At 69.8% G+C, this 26,129-nt stretch carries 14 protein-coding genes and 1 pseudogene; 11 read left to right on the top strand and 4 right to left on the bottom strand.

Going from position 1 to position 26,129, the window contains the following annotated elements; translation table 11 throughout:
- The first annotated feature begins 81 nt into the window (after positions 1-81).
- The 3 genes from AC07NG_RS23185 to AC07NG_RS23175 all read left to right on the top strand — a co-directional run bounded on the left by AC07NG_RS23185 (position 82) and on the right by AC07NG_RS23175 (position 4,732).
- On the top strand, positions 82-2,001 hold the full coding sequence (locus tag AC07NG_RS23185) for a hybrid sensor histidine kinase/response regulator (RefSeq protein ID WP_494596623.1): 1,920 nt from the start codon (positions 82-84) through the stop codon (positions 1,999-2,001).
- Positions 2,002-2,087: 86 nt separating this feature from the next.
- The gene (locus AC07NG_RS23180) at positions 2,088-3,332 is read left to right on the top strand and encodes a TetR/AcrR family transcriptional regulator (protein ID WP_494596622.1); all 1,245 of its coding nucleotides are present in this window, start codon (positions 2,088-2,090) and stop codon (positions 3,330-3,332) included.
- A gap of 95 nt (positions 3,333-3,427) precedes the next feature.
- On the top strand, positions 3,428-4,732 hold the full coding sequence (locus AC07NG_RS23175; protein ID WP_494596620.1) for a metal-dependent hydrolase family protein: 1,305 nt from the start codon (positions 3,428-3,430) through the stop codon (positions 4,730-4,732).
- A 184-nt stretch (positions 4,733-4,916) separates the two neighbouring features.
- On the opposite strand, the gene AC07NG_RS23170 is transcribed toward AC07NG_RS23175, so the two are convergent.
- Positions 4,917-5,945 carry an adenosine deaminase gene (locus AC07NG_RS23170; protein WP_494596619.1) on the bottom strand — a complete coding sequence of 343 codons (1,029 nt, stop codon included), beginning with the start codon at positions 5,943-5,945 and terminating at the stop codon, positions 4,917-4,919.
- 451 nt (positions 5,946-6,396) lie between these two features.
- Between AC07NG_RS23170 and AC07NG_RS23165 the strand changes: the two genes are divergently transcribed.
- From AC07NG_RS23165 to AC07NG_RS23155, 3 genes are all read left to right on the top strand, one after another.
- A complete protein-coding gene (locus AC07NG_RS23165; protein WP_494596617.1) occupies positions 6,397-8,475 on the top strand; it encodes a 3-hydroxyacyl-CoA dehydrogenase NAD-binding domain-containing protein in 2,079 nt (692 codons plus the stop codon).
- A gap of 149 nt (positions 8,476-8,624) precedes the next feature.
- Complete coding sequence (locus AC07NG_RS23160; protein ID WP_494596615.1) at positions 8,625-10,181, top strand: class I adenylate-forming enzyme family protein; 1,557 nt, start codon at positions 8,625-8,627, stop codon at positions 10,179-10,181.
- A 145-nt stretch (positions 10,182-10,326) separates the two neighbouring features.
- Positions 10,327-11,304, top strand: a complete 978-nt coding sequence (locus AC07NG_RS23155) for a DegT/DnrJ/EryC1/StrS family aminotransferase (protein WP_494596614.1) — start codon at positions 10,327-10,329, stop codon at positions 11,302-11,304.
- A 256-nt stretch (positions 11,305-11,560) separates the two neighbouring features.
- Here the strand turns inward: AC07NG_RS23155 and AC07NG_RS23150 are convergent.
- Positions 11,561-14,899, bottom strand: a pseudogene (locus AC07NG_RS23150) (TonB-dependent receptor).
- A gap of 207 nt (positions 14,900-15,106) precedes the next feature.
- Between AC07NG_RS23150 and AC07NG_RS23145 the strand changes: the two are divergent.
- From AC07NG_RS23145 to AC07NG_RS23135, 3 genes are read left to right on the top strand one after another with little or no spacing between them, the layout of a single operon-like run.
- Entirely contained in the window at positions 15,107-16,666 is a 1,560-nt protein-coding gene (locus AC07NG_RS23145; protein WP_494596612.1) for an efflux transporter outer membrane subunit, read from the top strand.
- 11 nt (positions 16,667-16,677) lie between these two features.
- Entirely contained in the window at positions 16,678-17,745 is a 1,068-nt protein-coding gene (locus tag AC07NG_RS23140; protein WP_494596610.1) for an efflux RND transporter periplasmic adaptor subunit, read from the top strand.
- A complete protein-coding gene (locus tag AC07NG_RS23135) occupies positions 17,745-20,864 on the top strand; it encodes an efflux RND transporter permease subunit (RefSeq protein ID WP_494596609.1) in 3,120 nt (1,039 codons plus the stop codon). The genes AC07NG_RS23140 and AC07NG_RS23135 overlap by 1 nt, the downstream gene beginning before the upstream one ends.
- A gap of 132 nt (positions 20,865-20,996) precedes the next feature.
- Here the strand turns inward: AC07NG_RS23135 and AC07NG_RS23130 are convergent, their stop codons facing one another.
- On the bottom strand, positions 20,997-21,926 hold the full coding sequence (locus tag AC07NG_RS23130) for a winged helix-turn-helix transcriptional regulator (protein ID WP_494596608.1): 930 nt from the start codon (positions 21,924-21,926) through the stop codon (positions 20,997-20,999).
- 119 nt (positions 21,927-22,045) lie between these two features.
- On the opposite strand from AC07NG_RS23130, the gene AC07NG_RS23125 reads away from it, so the two are divergent.
- Together AC07NG_RS23125 and AC07NG_RS23120 are read left to right on the top strand one after the other, a co-directional pair.
- Positions 22,046-23,266 carry an acetyl-CoA acetyltransferase gene (locus AC07NG_RS23125; RefSeq protein ID WP_494596606.1) on the top strand — a complete coding sequence of 407 codons (1,221 nt, stop codon included), beginning with the start codon at positions 22,046-22,048 and terminating at the stop codon, positions 23,264-23,266.
- A gap of 1 nt (position 23,267) precedes the next feature.
- On the top strand, positions 23,268-24,062 hold the full coding sequence (locus AC07NG_RS23120) for a DUF1295 domain-containing protein (RefSeq protein WP_494596604.1): 795 nt from the start codon (positions 23,268-23,270) through the stop codon (positions 24,060-24,062).
- A gap of 142 nt (positions 24,063-24,204) precedes the next feature.
- Here AC07NG_RS23120 and AC07NG_RS23115 read toward each other — a convergent pair whose 3' ends face one another.
- A complete protein-coding gene (locus AC07NG_RS23115) occupies positions 24,205-25,662 on the bottom strand; it encodes a carotenoid oxygenase family protein (RefSeq protein ID WP_494596602.1) in 1,458 nt (485 codons plus the stop codon).
- Positions 25,663-26,129: the final 467 nt, after the last annotated feature.

Genomic DNA, 26,129 nt, shown 5'->3' with positions numbered 1-26,129 from the left:
TTTCGCGGATCGAATAGGCGGTACGGATAACGCAACCTTCACCTCATCCTGCGTTGATCGATTGAAGACGAGGGGAGCTTGATGGGCAAGGGGCCGGACGAAGAGACGCCCGCCACCAGCACCGACCGCGCCGCGGCCGACTGGTTTTTCCAGAACAGCCTCGACATGTTCGTGGTGGTGCAGGGCCGCGCCATCGTCCGCGTCAATCCGGCCTGGAGCCAGATCGCCGGCTGGAGCGCCGAGGAGACCCTGGGCCGCCACATCCGCGACTTCCTGCATCTGCACGACACCGAGGTGCTGGAAAGCGCCGGCCGCATCCTGCGGGCCGAGGGCCAGGTGCAGTCCGAGCACCGCCTGGCCCGCAAGGGCGGCGGCTGGCTGTGGGTGCGCTCGCGCTCGAAGATCCTGCCGGACGGGGCGCTGCTGATCGTCTTCCAGGACTTCTCCGAGGAGCGCGTGCGCCGCCTCCAGCGCCAGCAGGCCGACCGCGCCAACGAGATGCTGCGCAACGCCGCCGGCGTCTATGTCTGGCGGTTCGAGACCCGCAAGGGGATCTATTTCTTCGAGCAGGAGATCACCACCCTGGCCGCCCCGATGGGCGACGCCCGGCAGATGACCGTGCCGGAGATGATGGCCGCCATCCACCCCGACGACCGGACGATGATGAGCCAGGCCTTCGTCCGCACCCAGGAGACCGGCGAGCACGCTCAGCTCGTCTATCGCCACGCCGACCCGACCAGCCGCAACTGGATCTGGATGCGCACCGACTGGCGCGGCGTGCGGGCCGGGGCAGGCGAGCTCTTCGACGTCATCGGCATCAGCCAGGACGTCACCGAACTGCTGGTCGCCCGCAACGCCGCCCTCGACGCCGCCGAGGCCAAGTCGCGCTTCCTGGCCAATATGAGCCACGAGATCCGCACGCCGATGAACGGGGTGCTGGGCGTGCTGCACCTGCTGGAGCACGAACGCCTGTCCGACGACGGCCGCAACCTGCTGGCCGAGGCCCTGGGCTGCGGCGCCATGCTGGCCGAACTGCTCAACGACATCATCGACTTCTCCAAGATCGAGGCCGGCAAGCTGGAGCTTTCCCCCGAGCCGCTCGATCCGTCGGCCCTGCTGCGCAGCGTCGCCCACCTGCTGGAGCCCCAGGCCGACCAGAAGGGCCTGCGTTTGACGGTCGAGGCCCCGCCCGTCGGCGCCGGCTGGGTCCTGGCCGACCCGGTCCGTCTGCGCCAGGCGCTGTTCAACCTGATCGGCAACGCCGTGAAGTTCACCCTGGAAGGCGGCGTCACCGCGCGCCTTTCCGTCTCGCCCGACCCTGAGGGCCTGCGCCTGCGCTTCGAGGTCGAGGACACCGGCGTCGGCATCTCGCCCGAGGCGGCCGAAAACCTGTTCGAGCGCTTCAGCCAGGCCGACGGCTCGACCACCCGCCGGTTCGGCGGCGCGGGCCTGGGCCTGTCGATCACCCGCCGGCTGGCAGGGATGATGGGCGGCGACATCGGCTTTTCCAGCACGCCCGGCCAGGGCTCGACCTTCTGGCTGGAGATCCTGGCCGCCCCGGCCGAGGCCCCGGTTCGCAATCCCGCTCCCGCCGAGCCCGACGCGCCGCTGCTGGCGGGCCTGGACGTGCTTCTGGTCGAGGACAACGCCGTCAACCGGCTGATCGCCACCCGCATGCTCGAGGCCCTCGGCGCTCGCGTGGCCACGGCCGAGGACGGCGCGGCCGGCATCGCCGCCGCCCGCCTTGGCTACGACCTGATCTTCATGGACATCCAGATGCCGGTGATGGACGGCGTCGAGGCCACCCGCGCCATCCGCAAGCTGCCCGGCCGGGCCGGCGCCGCGCCTATCCTGGCCATGACCGCCAACGCCATGGCCCACCAGCAGGCCGCCTATGTCGAGGCCGGCATGAACGGCGCGGTGGCCAAGCCGCTGTCGCCGGCCGCCCTGATCCGCGCGGTCGCCAACGCCCTGCCTGCCCGCACGCTGGAGACCTCCTGAACGAAGGCCTTTCTGCCGCCTCGTTCCAGGCCTAGATTGGACCAGAGAGTCCAACGCCTGCACGAGGCGTTGCAGGGGGCCTGACCATGGACGACGGCCACACCGTCACCGCCGCGACGGCGCGCTACGCACAAAAGAAGGAAGCCATCTTGGCGGCCGCGACGGCGGTGCTGAACCGCCAGGGCGTCAAGGGCATGACCCTGGCCGACGTCGCCGCCAAGGTCGGGCTGATCACCACCAGCGTCACCTACTACTACCGCAAGAAGGACGACCTGGCGGCCGCCTGCTTCATCCGCGGGCTCGAGCGCCTGGACGCCATGATCGACGAGGCCGCGGCGCAGCCCGACGCCGCCGCCCGCATCCGCAAGTTCCTGACCCTCTATCTCGATCTTTCCCGCCAGGTCCGCGCCGGCGAGGCCCCGCCCCTGGCCAGCTTCACCGAGATCCGCGCCCTGAAGGAGCCGATGCGGGCCTCGGTCCAGGCCGCCTTCGCCGACATCTTCCGCCGGGTGCGCGGCTTCTTCGACGGCGAGGCCTTCGCCCACCTCGACAAGGCCGAGCGCAACGCCCGCGCCCACCTGCTGCTGGAGCAGGTCTTCTGGACCGGCGCCTGGCTGCGCCGCTTCGACCTGGACGACTACGAGCGGGTGCGCGAGCGGATGTACGACATTCTCGTGGGCGGCATCGCCGCCGCCGGCCGCGACTGGGCGCCGCCCGCCCTGCCCGACCCGACCCCGGCCTCCGACGAGGGGCAGGAATGGCGCGAGACCTTCCTCGTGGCCGCCACCCGCCTGATCAACCAGCGCGGCTATCGCGGAGCCTCGGTCGAGGACATCTCGGCGGCGCTGAACGTCACCAAGGGCTCGTTCTACCACCACCACGAGGACAAGGACGCCCTGGTGGTCGAGTGCTTCAAGCGCACCTTCGCGGTCACCCGCCGCGCCCAGCTCACCGCCCTCGGCCTGCCCCAGTCAGATCTTCAGGGCGACGGCTGGACGGCTGTGTCGGCGGCGACGGCGGCCCTGGTCGAGTACCAGCTGTCGGACCACGGCCCGCTGCTGCGCGCCTCGTCCATGGGCGCCCTGCCGATCGAGATCCGCCACGAGATGAGCGACGGCTACGCCCGCGGCTCCAACCGCTTCGCCGGCATGATCGCCGACGGGATCGCCGACGGCTCGGTCCGCGCGGTCGACCCGCTGGTCGCCGCCCACATGATCAACTCGATGCTCAACGCCGCGGCCTCGCTGCAGGCCTGGGCGCCGGGGGTGACGCGCGAAGACGCCGCGCGGCTGTTCGCCCGGCCCCTGCTGATGGGGCTGATGGCGCGGTAGGCGGCCGAGCCGTTTTCGCCGCTTCCTGGCGATTTGCCCTGTACGCGGCGATCGCCGCGCGCCAAGCCGGAAGCGTTCATTTCGGGGAAGCGTCCATGCCCAAGTCCACGATCCGCGCCCTCCTGCTGGCGAGCGCGGCCCTGCTCTCCGCGCCCGGCCTGGCCAGCGCCGCCGACAAGGCCGTCCAGGCCGGCAAGCTGTTCGATGGCGCCAAGCTGCGCGGCCCCAGCACCATCGTGATCCGCGACGACCGCGTGATCGCCGTCGAGGACGGCTGGACCGCCCCGGCGGGCGCGCAGATCGTCGACCTGAAGACCCAGACCGTCCTGCCCGGCCTGATCGACGCCCACGTCCATATCGGCGCGGCCCTGCCCAGCAAGACCAACGCCGTCGAGTACGGCGTCACCCACTCCGACATCGACCGCGCCTTCGACGGTGCGCTCTATGCCCGCCAGATGCTGCTGCAGGGCTTCACCGCCGCCCGCGACCTCGGCGGCGGCCCGGAGACGGCGGCCGTCCGCGACGCCATCGACGGCGGCAAGATCGCCGGCCCGCGCCTGTGGATCGCCCTGGAGCCGCTCGGCCCCACCGCCGGCCATGGCGACAGCCGCAGCGGGATCGACCCGGCCCTGTCCAACCCCGGCTGGGAAAACGGGATCGTCAACTCGCCGCTGGAGGCCCGGCTGAAGGTGCGCGAGCACAAGCGCCGCGGGGCCACGGTGATCAAGCTGATGCCGTCCGGCGGCATCGCCTCGATCGGCGACGACCCGCGCCACCAGACCATGGCCCAGGACGAGATCGAGGAAGCCGTCCGCACCGCCCACGGCCTGGGCCTGAAGGTCGCCGCCCACATCTATCCCGCCTCCGCCATCGAGACCGCGGTCAAGGCCGGGATCGACTCCGTCGAGCACGGCTCGTTCGCCACGCCCGAGGCGCTGAAGCTGATGAAGGAGCGCGGCGTCTATCTGGTGCCCACGCTCAGCGTCTACGACGTCTTCTACGAGACGGCGTCCAAGCATCCCGAACTGCTGCCGCCCGGCACGGCCGAAAAGGAGCTGGCCAACGACCTGATCCCCAAGCGGAACTTCCCCAACGCCGTGAAGGCCGGGGTCAAGATCGCCTACGGCACCGACCTGGGCGAAGGCGACCACACGCTGGAGTTCGACCTGCTGGTCCAGGGCGGTCTCACCCCCACCCAGGCCCTGACCGCCGCCACCGGCGCCGCCGGCGACCTGATCGGCGATCCGGCCGTGGGCCGGGTTGCGCCAGGTAGCTGGGCCGACCTCGTAGCCGTGAGCGGTGATCCGACCGCCGACATCAGCCTGATGCGCAAGGTGGCGTTCGTGATGAAGGGCGGGGTCGTCTACAAGGCCGGCGGGGTGGAAGTGCTGCCGCGGTAGCTCCTGTCCCCTCTCTCTTTGAGAGAGGGAGGGGCCCGCCGCGCAGCGGTGGGAGGGTGAGAGGTTTCACCGCCCACAAGCAAACCCACGTGGGTGGAACCGCAACTCCAACCACCGCGCCTCATCCGGAGAGAGTGTAACCTCTCACCCTCCCACGCCCTCGGCGTGGGCCCCTCCCTCTCTCTCAGAGAGAGGGATTTTGCGCCACGTACGCGTCCACCTGCGCCAGCCGCCGCGCCTTCTCGGCTTCGTCGAGGAACGAGCCGGTGAAGCTGTTCTTCGCCAGCACCACCAGATCGTCGCGCGTCAGGTCCACGGCCTTGGCCGTCTGCAGATAGTTGTCCAGCAGGTAGCCGCCGAAATAGGCCGGGTCGTCGGAGTTCACCGTCGCCTTCAGCCCCAGGTCCAGCATCTTCCGCATCGGGTGGGCCGCCAGATCCGGCACCACGCAGAGCTTCAGGTTCGACAGCGGGCAGACCGTCAGGGTCGTCCCGTCCGCGACCAGACGCGCCGTCAACGCCTCGTCCTCAAGCGCGCGGTTGCCATGGTCGATGCGGTCGACGCCCACCAGGTCGATGGCCTCCCAGACATATTCCGGCGGCCCCTCCTCGCCCGCGTGGGCGACGATCTTGAGGCCGAGGTCGCGCGCGGCCTTGAACACCCGGGCGAACTTGGCCGGCGGATGGCCGACCTCCGAGGAGTCCAGGCCCACGCCGGCGATCTTCGAAAGATGCGGCTTGGCCAGTTCCAGCGTCTCGAAGGCGCTGTCTTCCGACAGGTGCCGCAGGAAGCAGAGGATCAGCTTCGAGGTCACGCCCCAGCGGCTTTCGGCTTCCGCCATGCCGTCCAGCAGGCCGTCGATCACCGTCTCGAAGGCGATCCCGCGCTCGGTGTGGGTCTGCGGATCGAAGAAGATCTCGGCGTGCACCCCGCCGTCGGCCGCCAGGCGCTCGAAATAGGCCAGGGCCAGGTCCTTGAAGTCGGCCCGCGTGATCAGCACGCCCGCGCCCTGGTAATAGATGTCCAGGAAGTCCTGCAGGTTGGAGAAGGCGTAGGCGGCGCGGATCTCCTCGACCGACTTGTACGGCAGGGCGATCCCGTTGCGTTCGGCCAGGGCGAACATCAGTTCCGGTTCGAGGCTGCCCTCGATGTGCATGTGCAGTTCGGCCTTGGGCAGGCCGCGGGCGAAGGCTTCGAGCGTGGTGTCGGTCATGGGATTTCCATCGGCTCGCGACGTGGCGGGGTCAAGTCCGCACAAGGCGGCGCGGGAACCTTCAAGTCCCCGCGCCGAGGTGCGCTTCACCTCTTAGTTTCGACGCGTCGTATGCACCGCGTCGCGCTCGCGCCTGAAACGGTCTTGGAATGTCCCGCACGCCTGCAAGCGGCGGCGGCCGGCCGGTCCTGGTGCGAACTCCCTCCCCAGTTTGGCCGATTGTTCTTGGGAGACCGTAGGCTTACGCGCCGACGTGGGCGTCACGTCGGCCCGCACCGGCAGGTGCTCTCTCGGCCGAAACTGAACCCTTCGAATGTCCAGTACGACGCCCACGGCGTCAACCTGCGGCGCCCGAAAAAGCGGCGCCGTCCGCGCCCCTCTGGACTCTCGCGCGGCGTCGTGCAGGCTAGGATCAAACAAGCGTTCAAACGAACCAAAAGGGTGGAACCGCATGGCCGCGATCAACGCCGTCACCGATCTGACCGTCGAAGGCGACATCGGCGTCGTCACGCTGAACTCGCCTCCCGTCAACGCCCTGTCGGCCCAGGTCCGCGAAGGGCTGAAGAACGCCTTCGAGGCGGCGATCGGCGATCCGGCCGTCCAGGCCATCGTGCTGATCTGCGAGGGCAAGACCTTCATCGCCGGCGCCGACATCAGCGAGTTCGGCAAGGCCATGACCGGCCCCTCGCTGCAGGACGTGCAGAACACGATCGAAAACTCGCCCAAGCCGGTGATCGCCGCCATCCACGGCACGGTCCTGGGCGGCGGGCTGGAGGTGGCGCTGGTCGCCCACTACCGCGTCGCCGTGCCGTCCGCGAAGGCGGGCCTGCCGGAAGTGAACATCGGCCTGCTGCCCGGCGCCGGCGGCACCCAGCGCCTGCCGCGCATCGTCGGCGTCGAGAAGGCGCTGGAGATGGTCACCACCGGCCAGCACGTGCCGGCCAAGGCGGCTCTCGCCATGGGCCTGTTCGACAGCCTGGTCGAGGAAGGCGCCCTGCGCGACGGGGCCATCGCCTTCGCCAAGGTGGTGCTGGCCGAGGACAAGCCGCTGGCCAAGGTCCGCGACCTTTCCGCCAAGGTCGAGGCCGCCCGTGGCAAGCCCGAGATCTTCGCCGAATTCCGCAAGGCCAACGCCAAGAAGTTCCGCGGCTTCCTCGCCCCCGAAAACAACATCAAATGCATCGAGGCGGCGGTGAACCTGCCCTTCGACGAGGGGCTGAAGGAAGAGCGCCGGCTGTTCATGGAGCTGATGACCGGCAGCCAGTCGGCCGCCCAGCGCTACGTGTTCTTCGCCGAGCGCCAGGCCGCCAAGATCCCCGACGTGCCGGACGACACCCCCACGATCCCGGTGAAAAAGGTCGGCGTCATCGGGGCCGGCACCATGGGCGGCGGCATCTCGATGAACTTCCTCAACGCCGGCGTCCCGGTGACGATCATCGAGGCCAAGTCGGAGAACCTCGACCGCGGCGTCGCCACCATCCGCAAGAACTACGAGAACACCGCCAAGAAGGGCCGCCTCACCCAGGACGACGTCGAAAAGCGCATGGGGCTGCTGACCCCCTCCATGCACCTGGAAGACCTGGCCGACTGCGACCTGATCATCGAGGCCGTGTTCGAGCTGATGGAGATCAAGAAGGAGGTCTTCACCAAGCTCGACAAGATCGCCAAGCCCGGCGCGATCCTGGCCACCAACACCTCCTATCTCGACGTCGACGCCATCGCCGCCGTCACCAGCCGGCCGGAAAGCGTCATCGGCCTGCACTTCTTCTCGCCGGCCAACGTCATGCGCCTCCTCGAGATCGTGCGCGGCGAAAAGACCGACAAGTCGGTGATCGCCACCGCCATGCAGACCGGCAAGAAGATCGGCAAGGTCGCGGTGCTGGTCGGCAACTGCTTCGGCTTCGTCGGCAACCGCATGCTGGCCCAGCGCCAGCGCGAGGCCCAGAAGCTGATCCTCGAAGGCGCCATGCCCTGGGACGTCGACCGCGTGCTCTACGACTTCGGCCTGCCGATGGGTCCGTTCGCCATGAGCGACCTGGCCGGCCTCGACATCGGCTGGGACCCGGCCAAGACCAGCTCCTCGACCGTCCGCGAAGTGCTGTGCGAGATGGACCGTCGCGGCCAGAAGAACGGCAAGGGCTTCTACGACTACGATGAGAACCGCGTGGCCAAACCGTCGGCCGAAGTGGAGAAGGTGATCCTCGACTTCGCCGAGAAGCGCCAGATCCAGCGGCGCGAGATCAGCGACGAAGAGATCCTCGAGCGCTGCCTCTACCCGATGGTCAACGAGGGCGCGAAGATCCTCGAAGAGGGCAAGGCCATCCGCGCCTCGGACATCGATATCGTCTGGATCAACGGCTACGGCTGGCCGGTCTATCGCGGCGGCCCGATGTTCTGGGGAGAACTGGTCGGGCTCGACAAGGTCCTGGCCAAGATGAAGGAATTCCAGGAGAGGCACGGCGACGACTTCAAGCCGTCGGCGCTGCTGGAACGGCTGGTCGCCGAGGGCAAGGGCTTCAAGGACGCGTAGCCGCCGCTGCGCGGCGCCCCCTCAGTCGCTCCGCGACAGCTCCCCCAAAGGGGGAGCATCTACACCGCAAGATCCTCCCCCTCTGGGGGAGGTGGCCCGGAGGGCCGGAGGGGGCCAGCGCAGGCGCCCGCAAAGTGCAAGGAGTCCCCATGAGCATCCCCTCCATGATCAACGCCGACTACGGCGTGATGGGCGACATCCTCCGCGAGCGCGCCCTTGAGGCCCCAGGCCGCCCCGCCGTGATCATGGAGACCGGCGAGGCCGTCACTTACCGCCAGTTCGACGCCCTGGCCGACCGCGTCGCCGCCGCCCTGCAGCGCGACGGCGTCCAGCCGGGCGAGGCCGTCGCCGTCTGCGCCCTGTCGTCGATCCCCTATGCGGCCGTGTTCCTCGGCGGCCTGCGGGCCGGGGTGGCGGTCGCGCCGCTGGCGCCGTCCTCCACGCCCCAGGCCATCGCCGGCATGGTCGCCGACTGCGGGGCCAGGCTGTTCTTCGTCGACGCCGGCGTGGCCGAGGCCCAGACGCCTGCCCCGGTCGCCACCCGCACCATCGCCCTGGACGGCTCGGCCGCCGGCGAAGCCTTCGAGGCCTGGCTGGCGCCTGAAGGCGCCGCGCCGACGCCGGTCGAGATCGGCCCCGAGCATCCGTTCAACATCATCTATTCCAGCGGCACCACCGGCGCGCCCAAGGGCATCGTCCAGTCGCACGGCATGCGCTGGAAGCACGTCTTCCGCGGCGACGCCGTCGGCTATGGGGCGGACGCGGTCACCCTGCTGTCAACGCCGCTCTATTCCAACACCACCCTGGTCTGCTTCTTCCCCACCCTGGCCGGCGGCGGGACCGTGGTGCTGATGAAGAAGTTCGACGCCGGCCGCTTCCTGGAACTGGCCCAGCAGCATCGCATGACCCACGCCATGCTGGTGCCGGTGCAGTACCGCCGCCTGCTGGCCCATCCGGACTTCGACGCCTTCGACCTGTCCTCGACGCATCTGAAGTTCTGCACCAGCGCCCCGTTCGCCCCCGAACTGAAGGCCGAGGTCCTGAAGCGCTGGCCCGGCGGCCTGGTCGAATATTTCGGCATGACCGAGGGCGGGGGCACCTGCATCCTCATGGCCCACGAGCACCCGGACAAGCTGCACACGGTGGGTCGTCCCGCCCCCGGCCACGACATCCGCCTGATCGACGAGGACGGCGTGCAGGTCGGTCCCGGCGTGGTCGGCGAGATCGTCGGCCGCTCGGCCGGCATGATGAACGGCTATCACGGCCAGCCCGGCAAGACGGCCGAGGCGACCTGGACCAGCCCCGAAGGCCTCTCCTTCATCCGCACCGGCGACGTCGGCCGCTTCGACGACGAGGGCTTCCTCACCCTGATGGATCGCAAGAAGGACATGATCATCAGCGGCGGCTTCAACATCTATCCCAGCGACCTGGAGGCGGTGATCGCCGCCCACCCCGACGTGCTGGAGGCCGCCGTGGTCGGCGTGCCGTCCGAGGCCTGGGGCGAGACCCCCATCGCCTTCGTCGCCCTGCGGCCCGGCGCCGCGGCCGACACACAGACCGTCCGCGCCTTCGCCAACGAGCGCCTGGGCAAGACCCAGCGCCTGGCCGACCTCGTCCTCGTCGACGCCCTGCCCCGCAGCCACATCGGCAAGGTGCTCAAGCGCGAACTGCGCGACGGGTGGAACGCCAAGACCCCTCTCTCATAGAGAGAGGGATCAAAGTGCAAAACCCGCAAAAGCCGCAATCTGCACCGCGACGGCGCGCCGCATCGGGCGGCCCCGAGTCACTCGATACCTTCAGTTAACCATGATGGCGTCGTCGGGGCGCCTTTGTTGCGGAAGCGTCGATCGCATGTCCTCTCTCACAGCCGCCGTTCTGGCGTCGCAGCCGAAAGTTCAGGGTCCAGCCTCCGACGCGCCGATCGATTTCGACGCCGTCTCCCGCGCCCTGGTCCCGGCCGACGACCTGAACGGGCGACTGGCCCAGCGCTTCTCCCGTCCCACCGCCGTGCGCGCCGCCGCCGACCGCGCCGCCGCCACCGCCGACCTGCTGGCCGCCCAGGGCGCCCGCCCCGGCGGGGTCTGCATCGTCTCGGCCCTGGCCGGCCGCGAGACCCTCGAAGGCGTCGCCGCCGCCGGCCTGACGCCGTGGCTGGTCGACGTCGATCCGTTCACCTGGATGGTCGACACCGCCCACCTGCGCGAGCGCCTGACCGAGGCCCCCTGCCCGCTCGAGGCCATCGTCACCACCTGCGCCTTCGGCCGAGCCCCCGACCTCGCCGCCCTGGCCGCCTTCCAGGCCGAGACCGGCCTGCCGATCGTGGTCGACGCCACCTTCGGCTACGACGTGATCATGGACGCCCCGGTCCCGGTGGTCGTCGGCCTGCCGGGCGGCCAGGGCGTGTTCGTCGCCGCCGAGGACGCCGACCTGATCGCCCGCCTGTCGGCCCCCGCCTTCGAAGGCGAGGCCGGTCTCGACGGCTGGACCCTCAAGCGCCAGCAGCTGGCCACCAACGCCCAGCGCCTGCGCATGCTGCTGCTCGGCTCGCCGATCCAGTTCCAGCCCGGCTGGGGCCTGTCGTGGGTGTCCAGCGCCTGCGTCGTCAGTGTCGCCGAGGGCTGCGCCCCGGCCGTCGCCGCCCTGCTGGCCGTCGAGGGCCGCTTCGTCACCTGCGTGGGCGTGCGCGATCCCGAAGCCCCCGCCGACGCCGTTCCCGTCGTCGACCACCTGGCCGGCAAGATGCTCGGCCTGCCCTTCGCCGCCGACCTCGACATCGCCGACCTCGACGACCTGGCCGAGGCTGTGCGGCGCGCGGTGGCTCAGGCCTAAGGGTCCTTCTCCCCTTGCGGGAGAAGGTGTCGACGAAGTCGACGGATGAGGGGTCTCTCAAACCCGAAACACCTCACCCAGTCGTTCCGCCATCGCGGCTGACAGGCCATTCAACCCCTCATCCGACCTGCTTCGCAGGCCACCTTCTCCCGCAAGGGGAGAAGGATCCTAAGCAACAGAAAGGCCGGAGACTTTCGTCCCCGGCCCAGGGAGATCGACGGAGGAAGTCGATCGCCAGTTCCCCGAGGCGGGGATCTCAAAATTTCTTGCGCAGGCTCAGCTTGTAGGTCCGCCCCAGCGGATCGCCGGTGAACGGGTCGTAGCCGAGGTCGAGTCGGGCGTAGGACGGGTCCTTGTCGAACAGGTTGGTGATCGCGATGCTCGCCGTCGCATCCCGCGGCAGGAGCACGCGATAGGCCAGGTCGGTCAGCACCTGGGCGTCGATGGTCTTGCCATTGTCCACCGTCACGGCCGCCCCGGTCGTGTCCTTGTAGGCCCCGGTCGCGAACGGCGCGGTGCGCTGGTCGGTGTATTCGCCGATGTAGTGCACCGTCAGGCGCAGGTTGTGCGGCCCCCGGCTCCATTCGGCGAAGACGTCGCCCTTCCACTGCGGGATCGGCACGACGGTAGTCTGGTAGTTCAGCAGGCCCACCGCGTCGAAGGCCTTCTCGACCACCACGCCCTCGACGCTGGTCGCCCCCACCTCGTACTTCTGGATCCAGGTCGCGCTGCCGCCGACGGCCAGCTCCCCGCCCAGCACGCCCTGGAAGGCGTAGTCGGCCGAGAAGTCGAAGCCCGAATTCTCGATCGGCGCGCCGTTGATGTAGAAGGTCTTCAGCCGCGCGATGCTGGTGGTCGGGGTCCCGCACGCGCCGTTGAAGGTGAAGCGCGCCTGCAGGGCCGCATAGGCGCTGTTCCCACAATTGTTGGTCCCCGCCGCGCCGTTCGGATAGAGCGCGCTGGTGATGCCGGCCACCGGCTCGGCCACGATCGGGTTTTTGAAGTCGAACCGGAAGTAGTCGACGCTGGCCTTGAAGGCGCCGGCCTTGAACAGCAGGCCGAAATTGTAGGTGTTGGCCTTTTCCGGCTCCAGATCCGGATTGCCGAAGATGTCGACCGCCCGGAAGACGCCCAGGATCCCCTGCAGCGAGGTCACCGAGGTCGTGGTGGTCAGCGGATCGGGCGGCCCGCGGAAGGTCGAGCCGGCCGAGGCCCGCACCGCCATCCACGGCGTCGCCTGCCAGCGCACCGAGGCCTTGGGGTTGAAGGTCGAACCGACCCCGCCGCCGTAGTCCTCATAACGCGCCGCCAACTGGGCCTGCACCGTTTCGGTGATCGGCAGGCTGAGCTCGCCGAAGGTCGCCACCACGTCGCTCTGATTGTCGGCGGGCGTGTTGATGCCCAGGAACATGAACGGCCCGTTCCGCGCCGAGCCCGTGCAGGTGGTCACCCCGTAGTCCGGCGTGTTGACGCACGGATTGATCAGGGCGTTGGAGATGTCGTTGAAGGTCGAGGTGAAATAGGTCCGGCGGTACTGCACCCCGGCCGCCCAGGCGATGTCGCCGCCCGGCAGGGTGATGGCCGTCTTGCCGTTCAGCACGGCCTCGGCCACGAACAATCGCGAGGTCTGCTTGGTCGACAGCTTCTTGAAGAACCAGTCGGTCAGGTCCTTGCTGTTGGCCAGGCTGGAGACATAGCCGGGATTGGCGACGCCGGTGATGGCGTTGCCCGGGATCGCGCTGGCGAAGGGGTTGTAATACAGGCACCCGCCGACGCCGGGCGTGCCCTGGATCCCCGCCGTGTTCGGGTCGGTGTCGCAGTTGGGTCCGCCCAGGCCGCGCAGCGCCAGGGCGAAGCGGTTGACCAGTGTGTCGTAGCCCGTGCGGATGCCGACCTCCTGGGAATAGGTCAGCGCCGCCTCCCAGCCGACGCCGTTTGAGAACTCGCCCTTCAGGTCGGCCGAGACGCGGTAGGCGTCAAACGAGCGCGAGCCGATCGACGGGCCGTAGCCGAACTTGGGATTGCCGCCGATGCCGTAGGGCCGGTTGGCCGCGTTGATGGCCCCGAAGGCGAACACCGTCGCCGTCGGCACGGTGATCTGGGCGCCGGTGCCCAGGCCCGTCAGGGTCACGGTCGGGTTGGCGGCGATGAAGGCGGCCAGGCCCGGATTGGTCGCCGGCACGTAGTAGCGGCCGATCAGGCCGGTCGAGGCCGCCACCTCGGCGGTCGGCACGGCCAGGGCGGCGTAGGACGGCGAGGTGTTCCAGTCGGGCACGTCGGTATGCGACCACAGGGCCTCGACGTGCAGCTTGGTGGTGTCGGAAAGCCTGGCGTTGACCTCGCCATAGACCTGCACGGCGTTGGACTTTTCCACCAGGTTGTCGAACGGCGTGTAGTGCCAGTAGCAGACCGGCGTCAGGCCGCTGAAGCCGGGAAAGCCGCCCAGACTGGCGCAGGCCGGATCGCGCATGCCGTTGGTCGGGCTGGCCGCCGGGATGAAGGTCGAGGGATTGCCCGCCGCCGACCAGCCGGCTTCCGGATTGTCGAGATAGCCGCGATTGGCCCAGTCGCGCTCGGCGACGCTGAGCTTGGAGCGGTGCTGCCAGCCGGCGCTCAACAGCATGTCGCCGTTCTCCCACCGCTTGCCGTAGGTCAGGCTGAGGCCGTAGTCGCCGTCCGAGCCGTCGATGGCCCGGTAGTCGGCGGCCATCTCCAGCCCGTCGACGTTCTTCTTGGTGATGAAGTTGACCACCCCGGCGATGGCGTCGGAGCCATAGGTCGCCGCCGCCCCATCCTTCAGCACCTCCACCCGGCCGATGGCGGCGGCGGGAATGATGTTGGTGTCGACGATGCCCGCCCCGGCCGCGGCCAGCGGATTGATCGCCAGGCGCCGGCCGTTCAGCAAGACGAGCGTGCGCTGCGAGCCCAGCCCCCGCAGGTTCACCGAGCCCGAGCCTTCCGAGCCCTGGGCGCGGCTGTCGAACTGGTTGGTGTCGCCCAGCACCCCGTTCGACACCGACAGGGCCTTGATCATCTCGACGGTCGAGGGCGAGCCGCGCTTCTGCAGTTCCTCGGCCCCGATCACGTCCACCGGCAGGGCCGCGTCCTCGGGCGTGCCGCGGATGAACGAGCCGGTGACCACCACCTCCTCGACCTGCGTCGCCTCCTGCCCCCACGCCGCGCCCGCCGTCGCGGCGAGCGCCATCGCCAGCGCGCCGGCCGAGCCCGCGCGCAGATAGGTCTTCCTGGTCATCTTCCCTCTCCCGGTCTGTCTCTTCTTTTTCGGAGCGCTTGGGCGAGGACGGATCTCTCTCTAGGGGTCGACGGTATCCTCCACGCGCCAACGCCTCGGACGGCCGCCCGCCGTCGCGAAATCGCGCGTTTCGAAAATGGAAGATGCGAACTTAGACGCCGACACCTTGGGATCCCCCTCTCGCCGGATACTTTGTACGCAAAGCTTTCTTGGCCGCTCGACCGCAGGACGAGCGGGCTCGACATCGAGAGTCGAACGACTGTTTCGATGATTGAGTATGTTTTCCCAAGCGTCAACCGCCGTAATTTTCCGGCAAGCTGAGCCGCCTTGAATTCCGGGTATCGAGATGCGGCGACCACCCCGGGCGTCCGCCGCGCAGGCGCCAAGCCGGGACGAGGTCATCTACGTAGTGACCGCAATCGCGGACAATTCCCGTCGCACAGCGGCGAGACGGGCTTTTTTCCTGTGAGTTGTCGCCCTAATTGAGCGAACGACGGTCCTGTCTATCCGTTATGGGTCGGTCGTCCGACAGTGTGGGGTGAAATCTCGATGAGTTCCGACGCGATCGCGGATCGCCGGCCGACGGCTGCGCGCCTCTCCGCCCTGGCGGGCGCGAGCCTGGCCGCCCTGCTGCTGGCCGGCTGCAACACCGCCGCCCCGCGCACGCCCGACACCCGCCTGCCGACGGCCTTCGAGGCCCCGGCCGGCGCGCCCCTGCCCGCCGCCGCCCTCGACCAGTGGTGGACCCAGTTCGGCGATCCCCAGCTCGACGCCCTGATCGCCACCGCCCTTGAGCGCAGCCCCGACGCCCGCAGCGCCGCTGCCGTGCTGGAAGAGGCCCGCGCCGTCCGCAAGAGCAACATCCGCCAGCTCTACATCCCGTCGGGCCAGGTGAAGGGCGCGGCCAGCCGCAAGCACACCGAGATCCTCGACCAGAGCGGCGGGACCAGCTTCACCCTCGGCGGCGACACCGACAGCTACAGCGCCAATTTCGACGTCTCGTGGGAGCTCGACTATCTGGGCCGTCGCAAGGCCGGCCTCCAGGTGGTGAACAACGACCTGGCCGCCGCCCGCTTCGCCTATGAGGGCGCCCGCGCGGCCCTGGCCGCAAACGTCGCCCAGTCCTATTTCGAGGCCAAGGGCCTGGCCGTGCAGCTGGCCGACGCCCGCGAGAGCGCCCGCATCAGCCAGTCGCTGGGCGAGCTGGCGACCAGGAAGGCCAGGCTTGGCCTGTCGGCCGGTTCGGAAGCCGACAGCGCCGCCGCCACCCTGGCTCAATCCGAGGCCCAGGCGGCCGACTACGAAGCCCAGCTCCAGGCCGCCCGCCGCAGCCTGCTGATCCTGGTCGGACGCGGGATCGACCCGCTGGCCAGCCTGAACGTCGAGGCCGCCCTCGACGCCCCGCCGCCGGTTCCGGCCACCGTGCCGGGCGCCCTGCCGGGCGCCCTGCTGGAGCGCCGTCCCGACGTGCGCGAGGCCCAGGCCCGCCTGGCCTCGGCCGCCGGCAATCTCAAGGTCAACCAGCTGGCCCTGTTCCCGACCTTCAACCTGACCCCGGGTCTGGGCTGGGCCAAGAGCGTCTCGCCGGCCTTCGACTTCACCGGCAGCGGCGCCAGCGGCGGCACGACCTCGACCACCACCGGCTCCTGGACCCTCGGCGGCGGCCTCACCATCCCGCTGCTCAACATCCCCCAGCTGCTGGCCGACATCGACGCCCAGGACGCCCGCACCGAGCAGGCCGCCGTCGCCTACGAGAAGGCCGTGCAGACGGCCTATGGCGAGGCCGAGAACGCCATCACCCAGCTGGCCGCCGACAACCGCCGCGTCGCCCTCTTGAAGGCCGGCGAGGCCCGCGCCGCCAGCGCCTACGCCGCCAGCCGCAAGGGCTACGGCCTGGGGCTCGTCGACCAGACGACCAACCTGCAGAACGAGCAGACCTGGCGCAGCGCCCGCAGCGCCCTGACCGGCGCCCAGACCCAGGCCCTGCAACGCGCCGTCCAGACCTACAAGGCGCTCGGCGGCGGCTGGTCGCCGAACGCCCCCGCCCCGCTTCCGCCCCGGGCGTCCGCCCAGGCAGCCGACACCGCCTCCGAACGCGCTCCGCGATGAGAACCCCGCCCATGACGATGAAAACCGCCCGCGCGCTCGCCCTGCTGACCGCGTCCGCCCTGGTCCTGACGGCTTGCGGCGGCAAGGACGAGAAGAAGGCCGCGCCCGCCAGCCAGGCCCGCGCCGTCAGCGTCGGCGAGGTCCAGACCCGCCCCCTGGGCGGCGGGATCGAGGCCTCGGGCGTGCTGATCGCCCGCGACGAGGCCGCCGTCGGCTCCGAGCTCTCCGGCTACCGCGTCGCCCGCATCTACGCCGACGAAGGCGACTGGGTGCGCGCCGGCCAGCCGCTGGTGCAGCTCGACGCCACCCTGCTGAGCGCCCAGATCAGCCAGCAGGCCGCCGTCGCCGCCCAGGCCCAGGCCGAAGCCGCCCGCGTCTCGGGCCTCGACGGCCAGGGCGTGCTCAGCCAGGAGCAGATCGAAAGCCGCCGCTATAACGCCAAGGCCCAGGCCGCGGCGCTGGCCGAACTCCAGACCCGCCAGGGCCGCCTGACCATCGTCGCCCCCGTCGGCGGCCGGGTCATCGAACGCGGCGTCAAGCCGGGCGAGATCGCCGGCAGCGGCACGACGGCCTGGTTCCGCATCGTCCGCGACGGACTCGTCGAACTGGAAGCCGACGTCAACGAAAGCGACCTGGCGGGCCTGTCGGTCGGCCAGCCTGCCACCGTCACCCTGCCGGGCGGTACACAGGTCTCGGGCGCGATCCGCCTGATCAGCCCGCGCGTCAATTCCGACACGCGCCTGGGCAAGGTCCGCATCCGCCTGCCCGTGCGCGAGGACCTGCGGGCCGGCGGCTTCGGCAAGGCGATCTTCGGCGCCTCGGGCGCGGCGGTCGTCGCCGTGCCGGAAGCGGCCATCCGCTACGACGCCTCGGGCCTGTCGGTGGTCGTCATCGACGCCCAGAACCGCGCCAAGCAGGTTCCGGTCCGCACCGGCCGCCGCGGCGGCGGCTGGGTCGAGCTGGTCCAGGGCCCCGCCCCCGGCGCGCGCGTCGTGATCGGCTCGGGCGCCTTCATCGGCGACGGCGATGTCGTCAAGCCGATCCCGGTGGCCGCCAACGGGCAGAAGGCCGCCAACTGATGGCCGACCTCCGCATCTCAGCCTGGTCGATCAGGAACCCGATCCCGGTCGCGGTCGTCTTCATCGCCCTGATCATCGCCGGCGTCGGGGCCTACCTGTCGCTGCCGGTCAAGCAGTTCCCGAACGTCACCTTCCCGGCCGTGACCGTCTCGGTCACCCAGAGCGGCGCGGCCCCGGGCGAACTGGAGACCCAGGTCACCCGCGTCGTCGAGGACGCGGTCTCGGGCATCTCCAACGTCAAGACGATCCGCTCCTCGGTGACGCAGGGCGCCTCGACCACCACCATCGAGTTCGAGCTCGGCGAGGACCTGCAGAAGGTCACCGACGAGGTCCGCTCCAAGGTCGACCAGGCCCGCGCCAGCCTGCCCAAGGAGGTCGACGAGCCGATCGTCCAGCGCCTCGAGATCGACAGCGCCCCGATCATCACCTACGCGGTCTCGGCCCCGTCGATGAGCACGGCCGACCTGTCGTGGTTCGTTGACGACACCATCACCCGCGCCCTCCAGGGCGAAAAGGGCGTGGCCCAGGTGGCCCGCGTCGGCGGCGCCGAGCGCGAGATCAACGTCGTCCTCGATCCGGCCCGCATGGCCGCCTTCGGCGTGACCGCGCCCCAGCTCAACCAGGCCCTGGCCAATTTCAGCCTCGACGCCCCCGGCGGCCGGGCCAGCGTCGGCGGTCGCGAGCAGACCCTGCGGGTGCTCGGCGCGGCCAACACCCTGGAGCAGCTGCAGCAGATCACCATCCCGGTCGGCTCGCGCTACGTGAAGCTGACCGACGTCGCCGACGTCGGCCAGGGCGCCGGCGAGGAACGCGGCTTCGCCCGCCTCGACGGCAAGCCCGTCGTCGCCTTCCAGGTGATGAAGACCCGCGAGTCCAGCGACGTCGAGGTCGAGGACCGCGTCAAACAGGCCGTCGAGACCCTGGGCCAGAAGAACCAGGGCGTCGCCTTCACCAAGATCTACTCCACCGTCGACGAGACCCGCGCCAGCTTCGAGGCCACCAAGCACACCCTGCTGGAAGGCATGCTGCTGGCCTCGCTGGTGGTGTTCCTGTTCCTGCGCGAGTGGCGCGCCACCCTGATCACCGCCATCGCCATGCCGGTGTCGCTGATCCCGACCTTCGCCTTCATGGGCATGGTCGGCTTCTCGCTGAACGTCGTCACCCTGCTGGCCCTGACCCTGGTCATCGGCATCCTCGTCGACGACGCCATCGTCGAGATCGAGAACATCGAAAAACGCGTCGCCAAGGGCCAGCGGCCCTATCACGCGGCGATGGAGGGGGCCGACGCCATCGGCCTGGCGGTCGTCGCCACCACCTTCACCATCGTCGCGGTGTTCGTGCCGGTGTCCTACATGCCCGGCATCCCCGGCCAGTTCTTCAAGGAATTCGGCCTGACGGTCGCCGTCGCGGTGCTGTTCTCGCTGGTCGTGGCCCGCCTGCTGACGCCGCTGCTGGCCGCCTACTTCCTCAAGCCCGTCCTGCGCCCGCACGAGCGCAAGCCGTTCGAGGGCCTCTATCGCAAGAGCCTCGACTGGGCGCTCGACCACCGGATCATCGCCTTCATCCTCGGCGGCGTGCTGACCCTGGGCTCGATCGCCGGCGCCGGCTTCCTGGCCTCGATCGGCGTGCTGGCCGTCGGCTTCCAGCCGGCCGGCAACGCCAACTACTACTACATCAAGCTGCAAGGCCCGCCCGGCGCGACCATCGCCGACATGGACCGCACCGCCCAGGCGGCGACCAAGATGTTCGCGGCCCGGCCCGAGACGGCCCACGTCTTCGTCCAGGTCGGCTCCAACATCGCCAGCGGCTTCAGCGGCCAGAGCGGCGCCGACGTCCGCGACGGCACCGTCACCGTGGTGCTCAAGGGCGACCGCAAGCTGACCGTGACGGAGATCAAGCAGGAGATCCGCGCCGGCCTGCGCGACATCCCCGACGCCCGCGTCAACCTGCAGGGCGACTGGGGCTCGTCCGACATCCAGAACATCATCACCTCGGACGACGGCGCGGCCCTCGACAAGGCCGCTCTCCAGATCGAGCGCGAGATGCGCGGCCTGAAGACCGTCGCCGACCCGCGTCCGTCCTCGCCGCCCAGCGGTCCGGAGATCGTCATCCGGCCCCGCGCCGACGAGGCCGCCCGCCTGGGCGTCTCGGTCACCGACATCGCCTCCATCGCCCGCGTGGCCACGGTGGGCGACATCGACGCCAACGTCGCCAAGATGACCCAGGGCGAGCGCCGGATCCCGATCCGCATCCGCCTGCCGGAAGGCGCGCGGTCGGACCTGGCGGCCATCGGCGCCTTGCAGGTGCCCACCGCCGCCGGCGGGATCACCCGCCTCGACAGCGTCGCCGACATCAGCTTCCAGGCCGGTCCCGCCAAGATCGACCGCTTCGGCCGCAAGCGGCAGCTGACCATCGAGGCCGACCTCAACGGCGGCGCCCAGCTGGGCCAGGCCCTGGCCGAGATCAACGCCCTGCCGACCATGAAGAACATGCCCGCCGGCGTGGCCCCGGCCTCGGCCGGCGACCAGGAGGCCTTCACCGAGCTCTTCACGGGCTTCGCGGTGGCCCTGCTGTCGGCCGTGGGCCTGGTGTTCGGCGTGCTGGTCCTGCTGTTCCGCAGCTTCTTCAAGCCGATCACCATCCTCTCGGCCCTGCCGCTGGCGATCAGCGGCGCCCTGGTGGCGCTGGTCGTCTGCGGCCAGCCGCTGTCGATGCCGTCGCTGATCGGCTTCCTGATGCTGATGGGCCTGGCGGCCAAGAACTCGATCCTGCTGGTCGAGTACGCCATCGAGCAGGAGCGGGCCGGCATGAGCCAGCGCGAGGCCCTGATCGACGCCTGCCACGAACGGGCCCGCCCGATCGTCATGACCACCCTGGCCATGATGGCCGGCATGCTGCCCACCGCGCTCGGCCTCGGCCAAGGCTCGGAGTTCCGCCAGCCCATGGCCGTGGCCGTGATCGGCGGCCTGATCACCTCGACCATCCTGTCGCTGGTGCTGGTGCCGGTGGTCTACGAGGTCATCGACGACTTCGAACGCTGGATCACCCCCAAGATGGCCCGCTGGACCACGCCGCGGGAAGCCTCGGGCGAGGCCGCGACGCCGGTGGACAGGCTCTGATCAAAAGGGGCCGGAGAAGACCCCCTCCGGCCCTCCGGGCCACCTCCCCCAGAGGGGGAGGATCTCGTTCGACGCTGCGCCAGGAAGATGCTCCCCCTCTGGGGGAGCTGTCGCGGAGCGACTGAGGGGGTCTCACCCCGCCTCCGCGACCGCCGTCGTCTCAGGCCCCACCTTCCCGCCGCAGGCCGCGCAGATCACCACCGCCTCCAGCCGCTGGCCGCACGGAACGTGGGTCAGCACCTCGGGCGGACCTTCCGGCCCCGCCAGCCAGCGGTCGCCCCAGGCCATCAGCGCCACGATCAGCGGAAAGAGCTCGCGCCCCACCCCGGTCAGCCGATACTCCCAGCGCTCGGGCCGTTCCTGGTAGCGGACCTTCTCCAGCACCCCCAACGAAACGAGCCGACCCAGGCGGTCGGACAGGATGTTGCTGGCCACGTTCAGCTCGGCCTGGAAGTCGCCGAACCGCCTCAGGCCGTAGAAGGCCGCCGCCGCCAGGTACGAGGTCCAGCGGTCGCCGAGCACGGCCACGGCCCGCTCCACCGCCGGGTCGCCCCGGCCCTCCCCTTCGGCGATCGAGCGGCGCTGGGCGCGCGGCGGCGGCGCGGGATCGAAACCCGCGCCCGGTCCCGGCGCCACCGTCACCTCGCGCGCGCTCACCACCCCGCCGCAGGCCTTGCAGGCCATCTCGGTCTTCAGCACGCAGCCGCAAGGCTTGTGGATCACCCGCTGGGCCGGCTCGCCACTGCGCCTTTCCTCCCAGCGCAGGATCATCAGGGCCGCGTCGAACAGCCCCCGGCCCTTCTCGGTCAGATGGTAGCCATGCCGCGCCGGCCGTTCCTGGTAGAGCCGCTTCTCCAGCACCCCGGCCGCCTCCAGCCGCGCCAGGCGGTCGGTCAGCAGCGAGCGGGCCATGCCGGTCTGCGCCACGAAGCCGTCGAACCGGTTCACGCCCCGGAACGCCGCGTACAGCACCAGCAGCGTCCAGCGGTCACCGATCAGATTCAGAGCCCGCGCCGCCGAACTCGCGCGCACCGTGCGAAAACTGTGGTTTTCAGGCGACATCGTTCTGTCGTGATGGCGTTCGCCCATCCCTGTCAATTGCCTCGCCGCACCCTCGCTTTTATAACGAGACTAACAAGAGCGGGGGACGGGAAACTCGCCTGCCGGTGCGGAGAAGTGCGATGGCCTACATCCTGGGGGGATGGCAGAGCGACTTTTCCGCCAACTGGTCGCGCCAGGGTTGGGGCCTGGCCGACGCTTTCAGCGAGGCGGTGGCGCAGGGACTTGCCGCCACCGACCTCGCGCCTTCCGACATCGACACCGGCCACGTCGGCAACTTCGCCGGCGAGCTGTTCGCGGGCCAGGGCCTGCTGGGCGGCTTCTTCGGCCTCGTGCATCCCGACCTCGACGGCCTGCCGACCATGCGCCACGAGGCCGCCTGCGCCTCGGGCAGCGTCGCCATCCTGTCGGCCGCCGCCGAGCTCGAGGCCGGCCGCTACGACCTGGCCTGCGTCGTCGGCATCGAGCAGATGCGCAACGTCCCCGGCCAGACCGCCGCCGAACACCTGGGCGCGGCCGCCTGGGCCGGCCACGAGCACCAGGACGCCCGCTTCCTGTGGCCCGCCGCCTTCTCCGACCTGGCCGAGACCTACGACCAGCGCTTCGGCCTGCGTTACGAACACCTGATGGCGATCTCGGAAAACAACTTCGCCAACGCCCGCCGCAATCCCAACGCCCAGACCCGCGACTGGCGCTTTCCGCCCGAGGCCTTCACCGCCGACGACATCGCCAATCCGGTCGTCGAGGGCCGCACCCGCAAGCAGGACTGCGGCCAGGTGACCGACGGCACGGCGGTGATCTTCCTGGCCTCGCCCGAACGCGCCCGGTCCTATGCCGAGGCCCGGGGCATTCCGCTCGACAGCCTGCCCCGCATCAAGGGCTGGGGCCATCGCTCCGCGCCCATCCCGCTCGACCGCAAGCTGGCCAAGAGCCGTGACGGCGGTCATGTCTTCCCGCAGGTGCGCCGCGCCATCGACGACGCCCGCGCCCGGGCTGGCGTCTCCCACCTGTCGGAGATCCACGCCGTCGAGACCCACGACTGCTTCGCCATCACCGAATACATGGCCATCGACCATCTGGGCCTCACCGCGCCGGGCGAAGCCTGGAAGGCGATCGAGGCCGGCGACATCGCCATGGGTGGACGCCTGCCGGTCAATCCGTCCGGCGGACTGATCGGCGCCGGCCATCCGGTCGGGGCCACGGGGGTGCGCATGGCGCTGGACGCCTTCAAGCAGACCACGGGAACGGCCGGCGACGGCCAGGTCGAGGGCGCCCGCACCGTCCAGACCCTCAATATCGGCGGCTCGACCACCACCACGGTCAGCCTGGTGATCGGAACCTGAGATGCTGCAGATCCTGCTCGTCGACGCCGCCGTCTCGGCGCTGGCCTTCCTGGTCCTGTGGGGCGTCTCGCTGAAGATCCGCGACGTCAGCTTCATCGACGCCTGGTGGGGCGTCGGCATGGCCCTGATCGCCTGGACCGCCTTCCTGCAAGGCCCGCCCACGCCGCGCGGCCTGCTGCTGACCGCGCTCTGCACTGTCTGGGCCGCGCGCCTGGGCGGCTATCTCTTCTGGCGCTGGCGCAAGCACGGGGCCGACCGCCGCTACGTCGCCATGCTGGGCCACGCCGAGAAGGCGCGCGGCTGGAGCTTCGCCAAGGCCTCGCTGCTGTTGGTCTTTTCCCTGCAATACGTCATGCAGTACGTCGTCGCCCTGCCCGTCCAACTGGGACAGGCGGCCGGACCGCTCGGCCCGCTGGCCGCGATCGGCGCGGCCCTGGCGGTGATCGGCATCGCCTTCGAGACCGTCGGCGACGCCCAGCTCGTGCGCTTCAAGGCCGACCCGGCCAACGCCGGCAAGGTGATGGACCAGGGCCTGTGGCGCTACACCCGCCACCCCAACTATTTCGGCGACGCCTGCGTCTGGTGGGGCCTCTTCCTGATCGCCGCCGAAGCCCTGCCCTGGGGCGCCGCCTCGATCGTCGGCCCGATCCTGCTGACCATCACCCTGACCCGCTGGAGCGGCGTGCCGACGACGGAAGGGCGACTGAAGAAGACCCGGCCGGAATATGCGGATTACGTGGCGCGGACCTCGGGGTTCGTGCCGTGGTTTCCCAAGAAGTCAGCCCTTCTCCCATAGGGAGAAGGAGGGGCCCGCGCCGCAGGCGTGGGAGGATGAGGGGTTAGGGACGGTTGACGGCGTGCCGGCACGATCTAGGGCACTGAGGTGAGGATGAAACCCCTCACCCTCCCATCGCTTCGCGACGGGCCCCTCCCTCTCCCTATGGGAGAGGTTTCAGCTCCGACCGCCCCGCCCAGACGCTATGCGTCCCGCTGCTGATCTTGTGCGGCAACGCCACCCGGCACACCGGCTCCATGCTCCGCGCATCCACGATCAAACACTCCGACGTCCCCTGCACCTCGTCGATGACGAAGCTCACCAGCCAGCCGTCGTCTTCCTCCACCGCCCCCGGCCGCGCCGCGAACGGGGCCTCGCTGGCGTAGCGGCCTTCCGGCAGCTTCAGTTCGAGGCTCTCGCCCGAAACCAGGTCGTGCTTGACGAAGCCGTCGAACAGGAACCAGCCCGGCCTGGCCGTCGTCGAATAGGCGTAGCGATAGGGCTTGCCCGCCCAGGCCTGGTTGAACATGCCGAACTCCAGCACCCGGTCGTCCAGCCGCTGCTCGACCGTCTCGCCCGTCGCCAGGTTGAACCGCCAGCGATGGAGCTTGGGCCGGAAGCTGTGCTCGTCCAGATAGGCCATCAGGTGGGCGTACTGCTCCGGCGCGCCGGCCAGGGGTCTGGGCGTCGGGTTCTCCTGGAAATAGCCGTCGACCACCACCTCGTCGCCCTCCTCATAGGCGTTGAGGAAGTGCAGCACATAGGTCGGCGCGGCCTCGAACCAGCGCGGCTCGCCGCCCTGGCGCGGCACCAAAGCAAAGCGCGACGGCACGCCCTTGTGCAGCCGCACGGCGTGAATGCCCCGCTCCAGCAGCCCCGCGTCCCAGAACACCGGCAGGTCGTTGAAGATCGCCCAGTTCGCGCTGAACGCCATGTCGTGCGGCAGGCGCGGCCCCGGCAGCGGCACGGGCTGGTACAGCGTCCGCCGCCCCGTCCGATCGACCACCCCGTAATGCATGTAGGGCGCGTGCTTGGAGTAGTTGAAGAACAACAACTCCCCGGTAACCGGATCGACCTTGGTGTGGGCCGAGACCCCGTCGATCGGCGCCCAGGGCGCGGGGCCGAGGGTCTCCAGCGTCAGGGGGTCCAGCCGATAGGCCTCGCCGCATTGGTAGAAGGTGGCGATCGCCTCGCCGGCGTGGACGACGATGTCGGTGCTGGCGCTGTCCTTCAGGCCTCCATGGGCGCCGAAGCCCGGCCGCAGAGACGTGCCCGGACCATCGGCCAGGCCGCCCCACAGGCTCTGGCCGGCCTCCTGCTCGGCCTCGAAGCCGCGCGTGCGCACGAACCGGTTGCGATACCGCGCCTTGCCGCCCTGGAAGTCGATCTGGTGCACCATGCCGTCGCCGTCGAACGGGTGGTAGCGGCCCAGCGGGTCGTGCACCGGGTTCTCGGTGTTGCGCAGATAGACCCCGTCCAGCTCGGCCGGGATCGCGCCCTCCAGCACCACCAGGTCCTCGGCGTCGAGTTCCTCGTGCTGCGGCGTCCAGGCGCCGGTCATGTACGGATGGTCGGTAGGCCGCAGCGATGTGCGGACCGATGGTTGGCGCGCGACTTTCATGCCGTCCTCCCCAGGCTGGCCCGGGAAGCTTAGACCGTAAGTCTCGTTATGCAAGCTTCATCATTCGACGGCCGACTTGCTGCATCGCAAACAAAAGAAAGGCCCGCGTGCCGGAGCGCGCGGGCCATTTCCTCGGACGCCCCGAAAGAGGCGCTTACGCAGCCGAAATCAGAGGACGGCGCGGTTCTTGTAGGCCGAAACGGCCAGAGCGATCAGGCTCAGCATGGAATATCCAGTCATCTTCGTCGCCAGGGCCGAATTGCCCCGACGCCCGCCATATATGCTGACAACGTTGTCATTTCAAGGTCGAATGCTGCGACGCAACAACGCATCCTCCCGCGTGAAGGGGGGGAGGAGACTGGGCTCGGCGCCCCCTCCCGTAAAATCCCCCGAAAGCGGAACAACTGATCCCTCTCCCCTTGCGGGAGAGGGTGGCCTGCGAAGCAGGTCGGGTGAGGGGTCTCTCA

The organism is Caulobacter sp. GW821-FHT10C03 (assembly GCF_059415485.1).
This window is presented reverse-complemented; position numbering and strand designations above follow the sequence as displayed.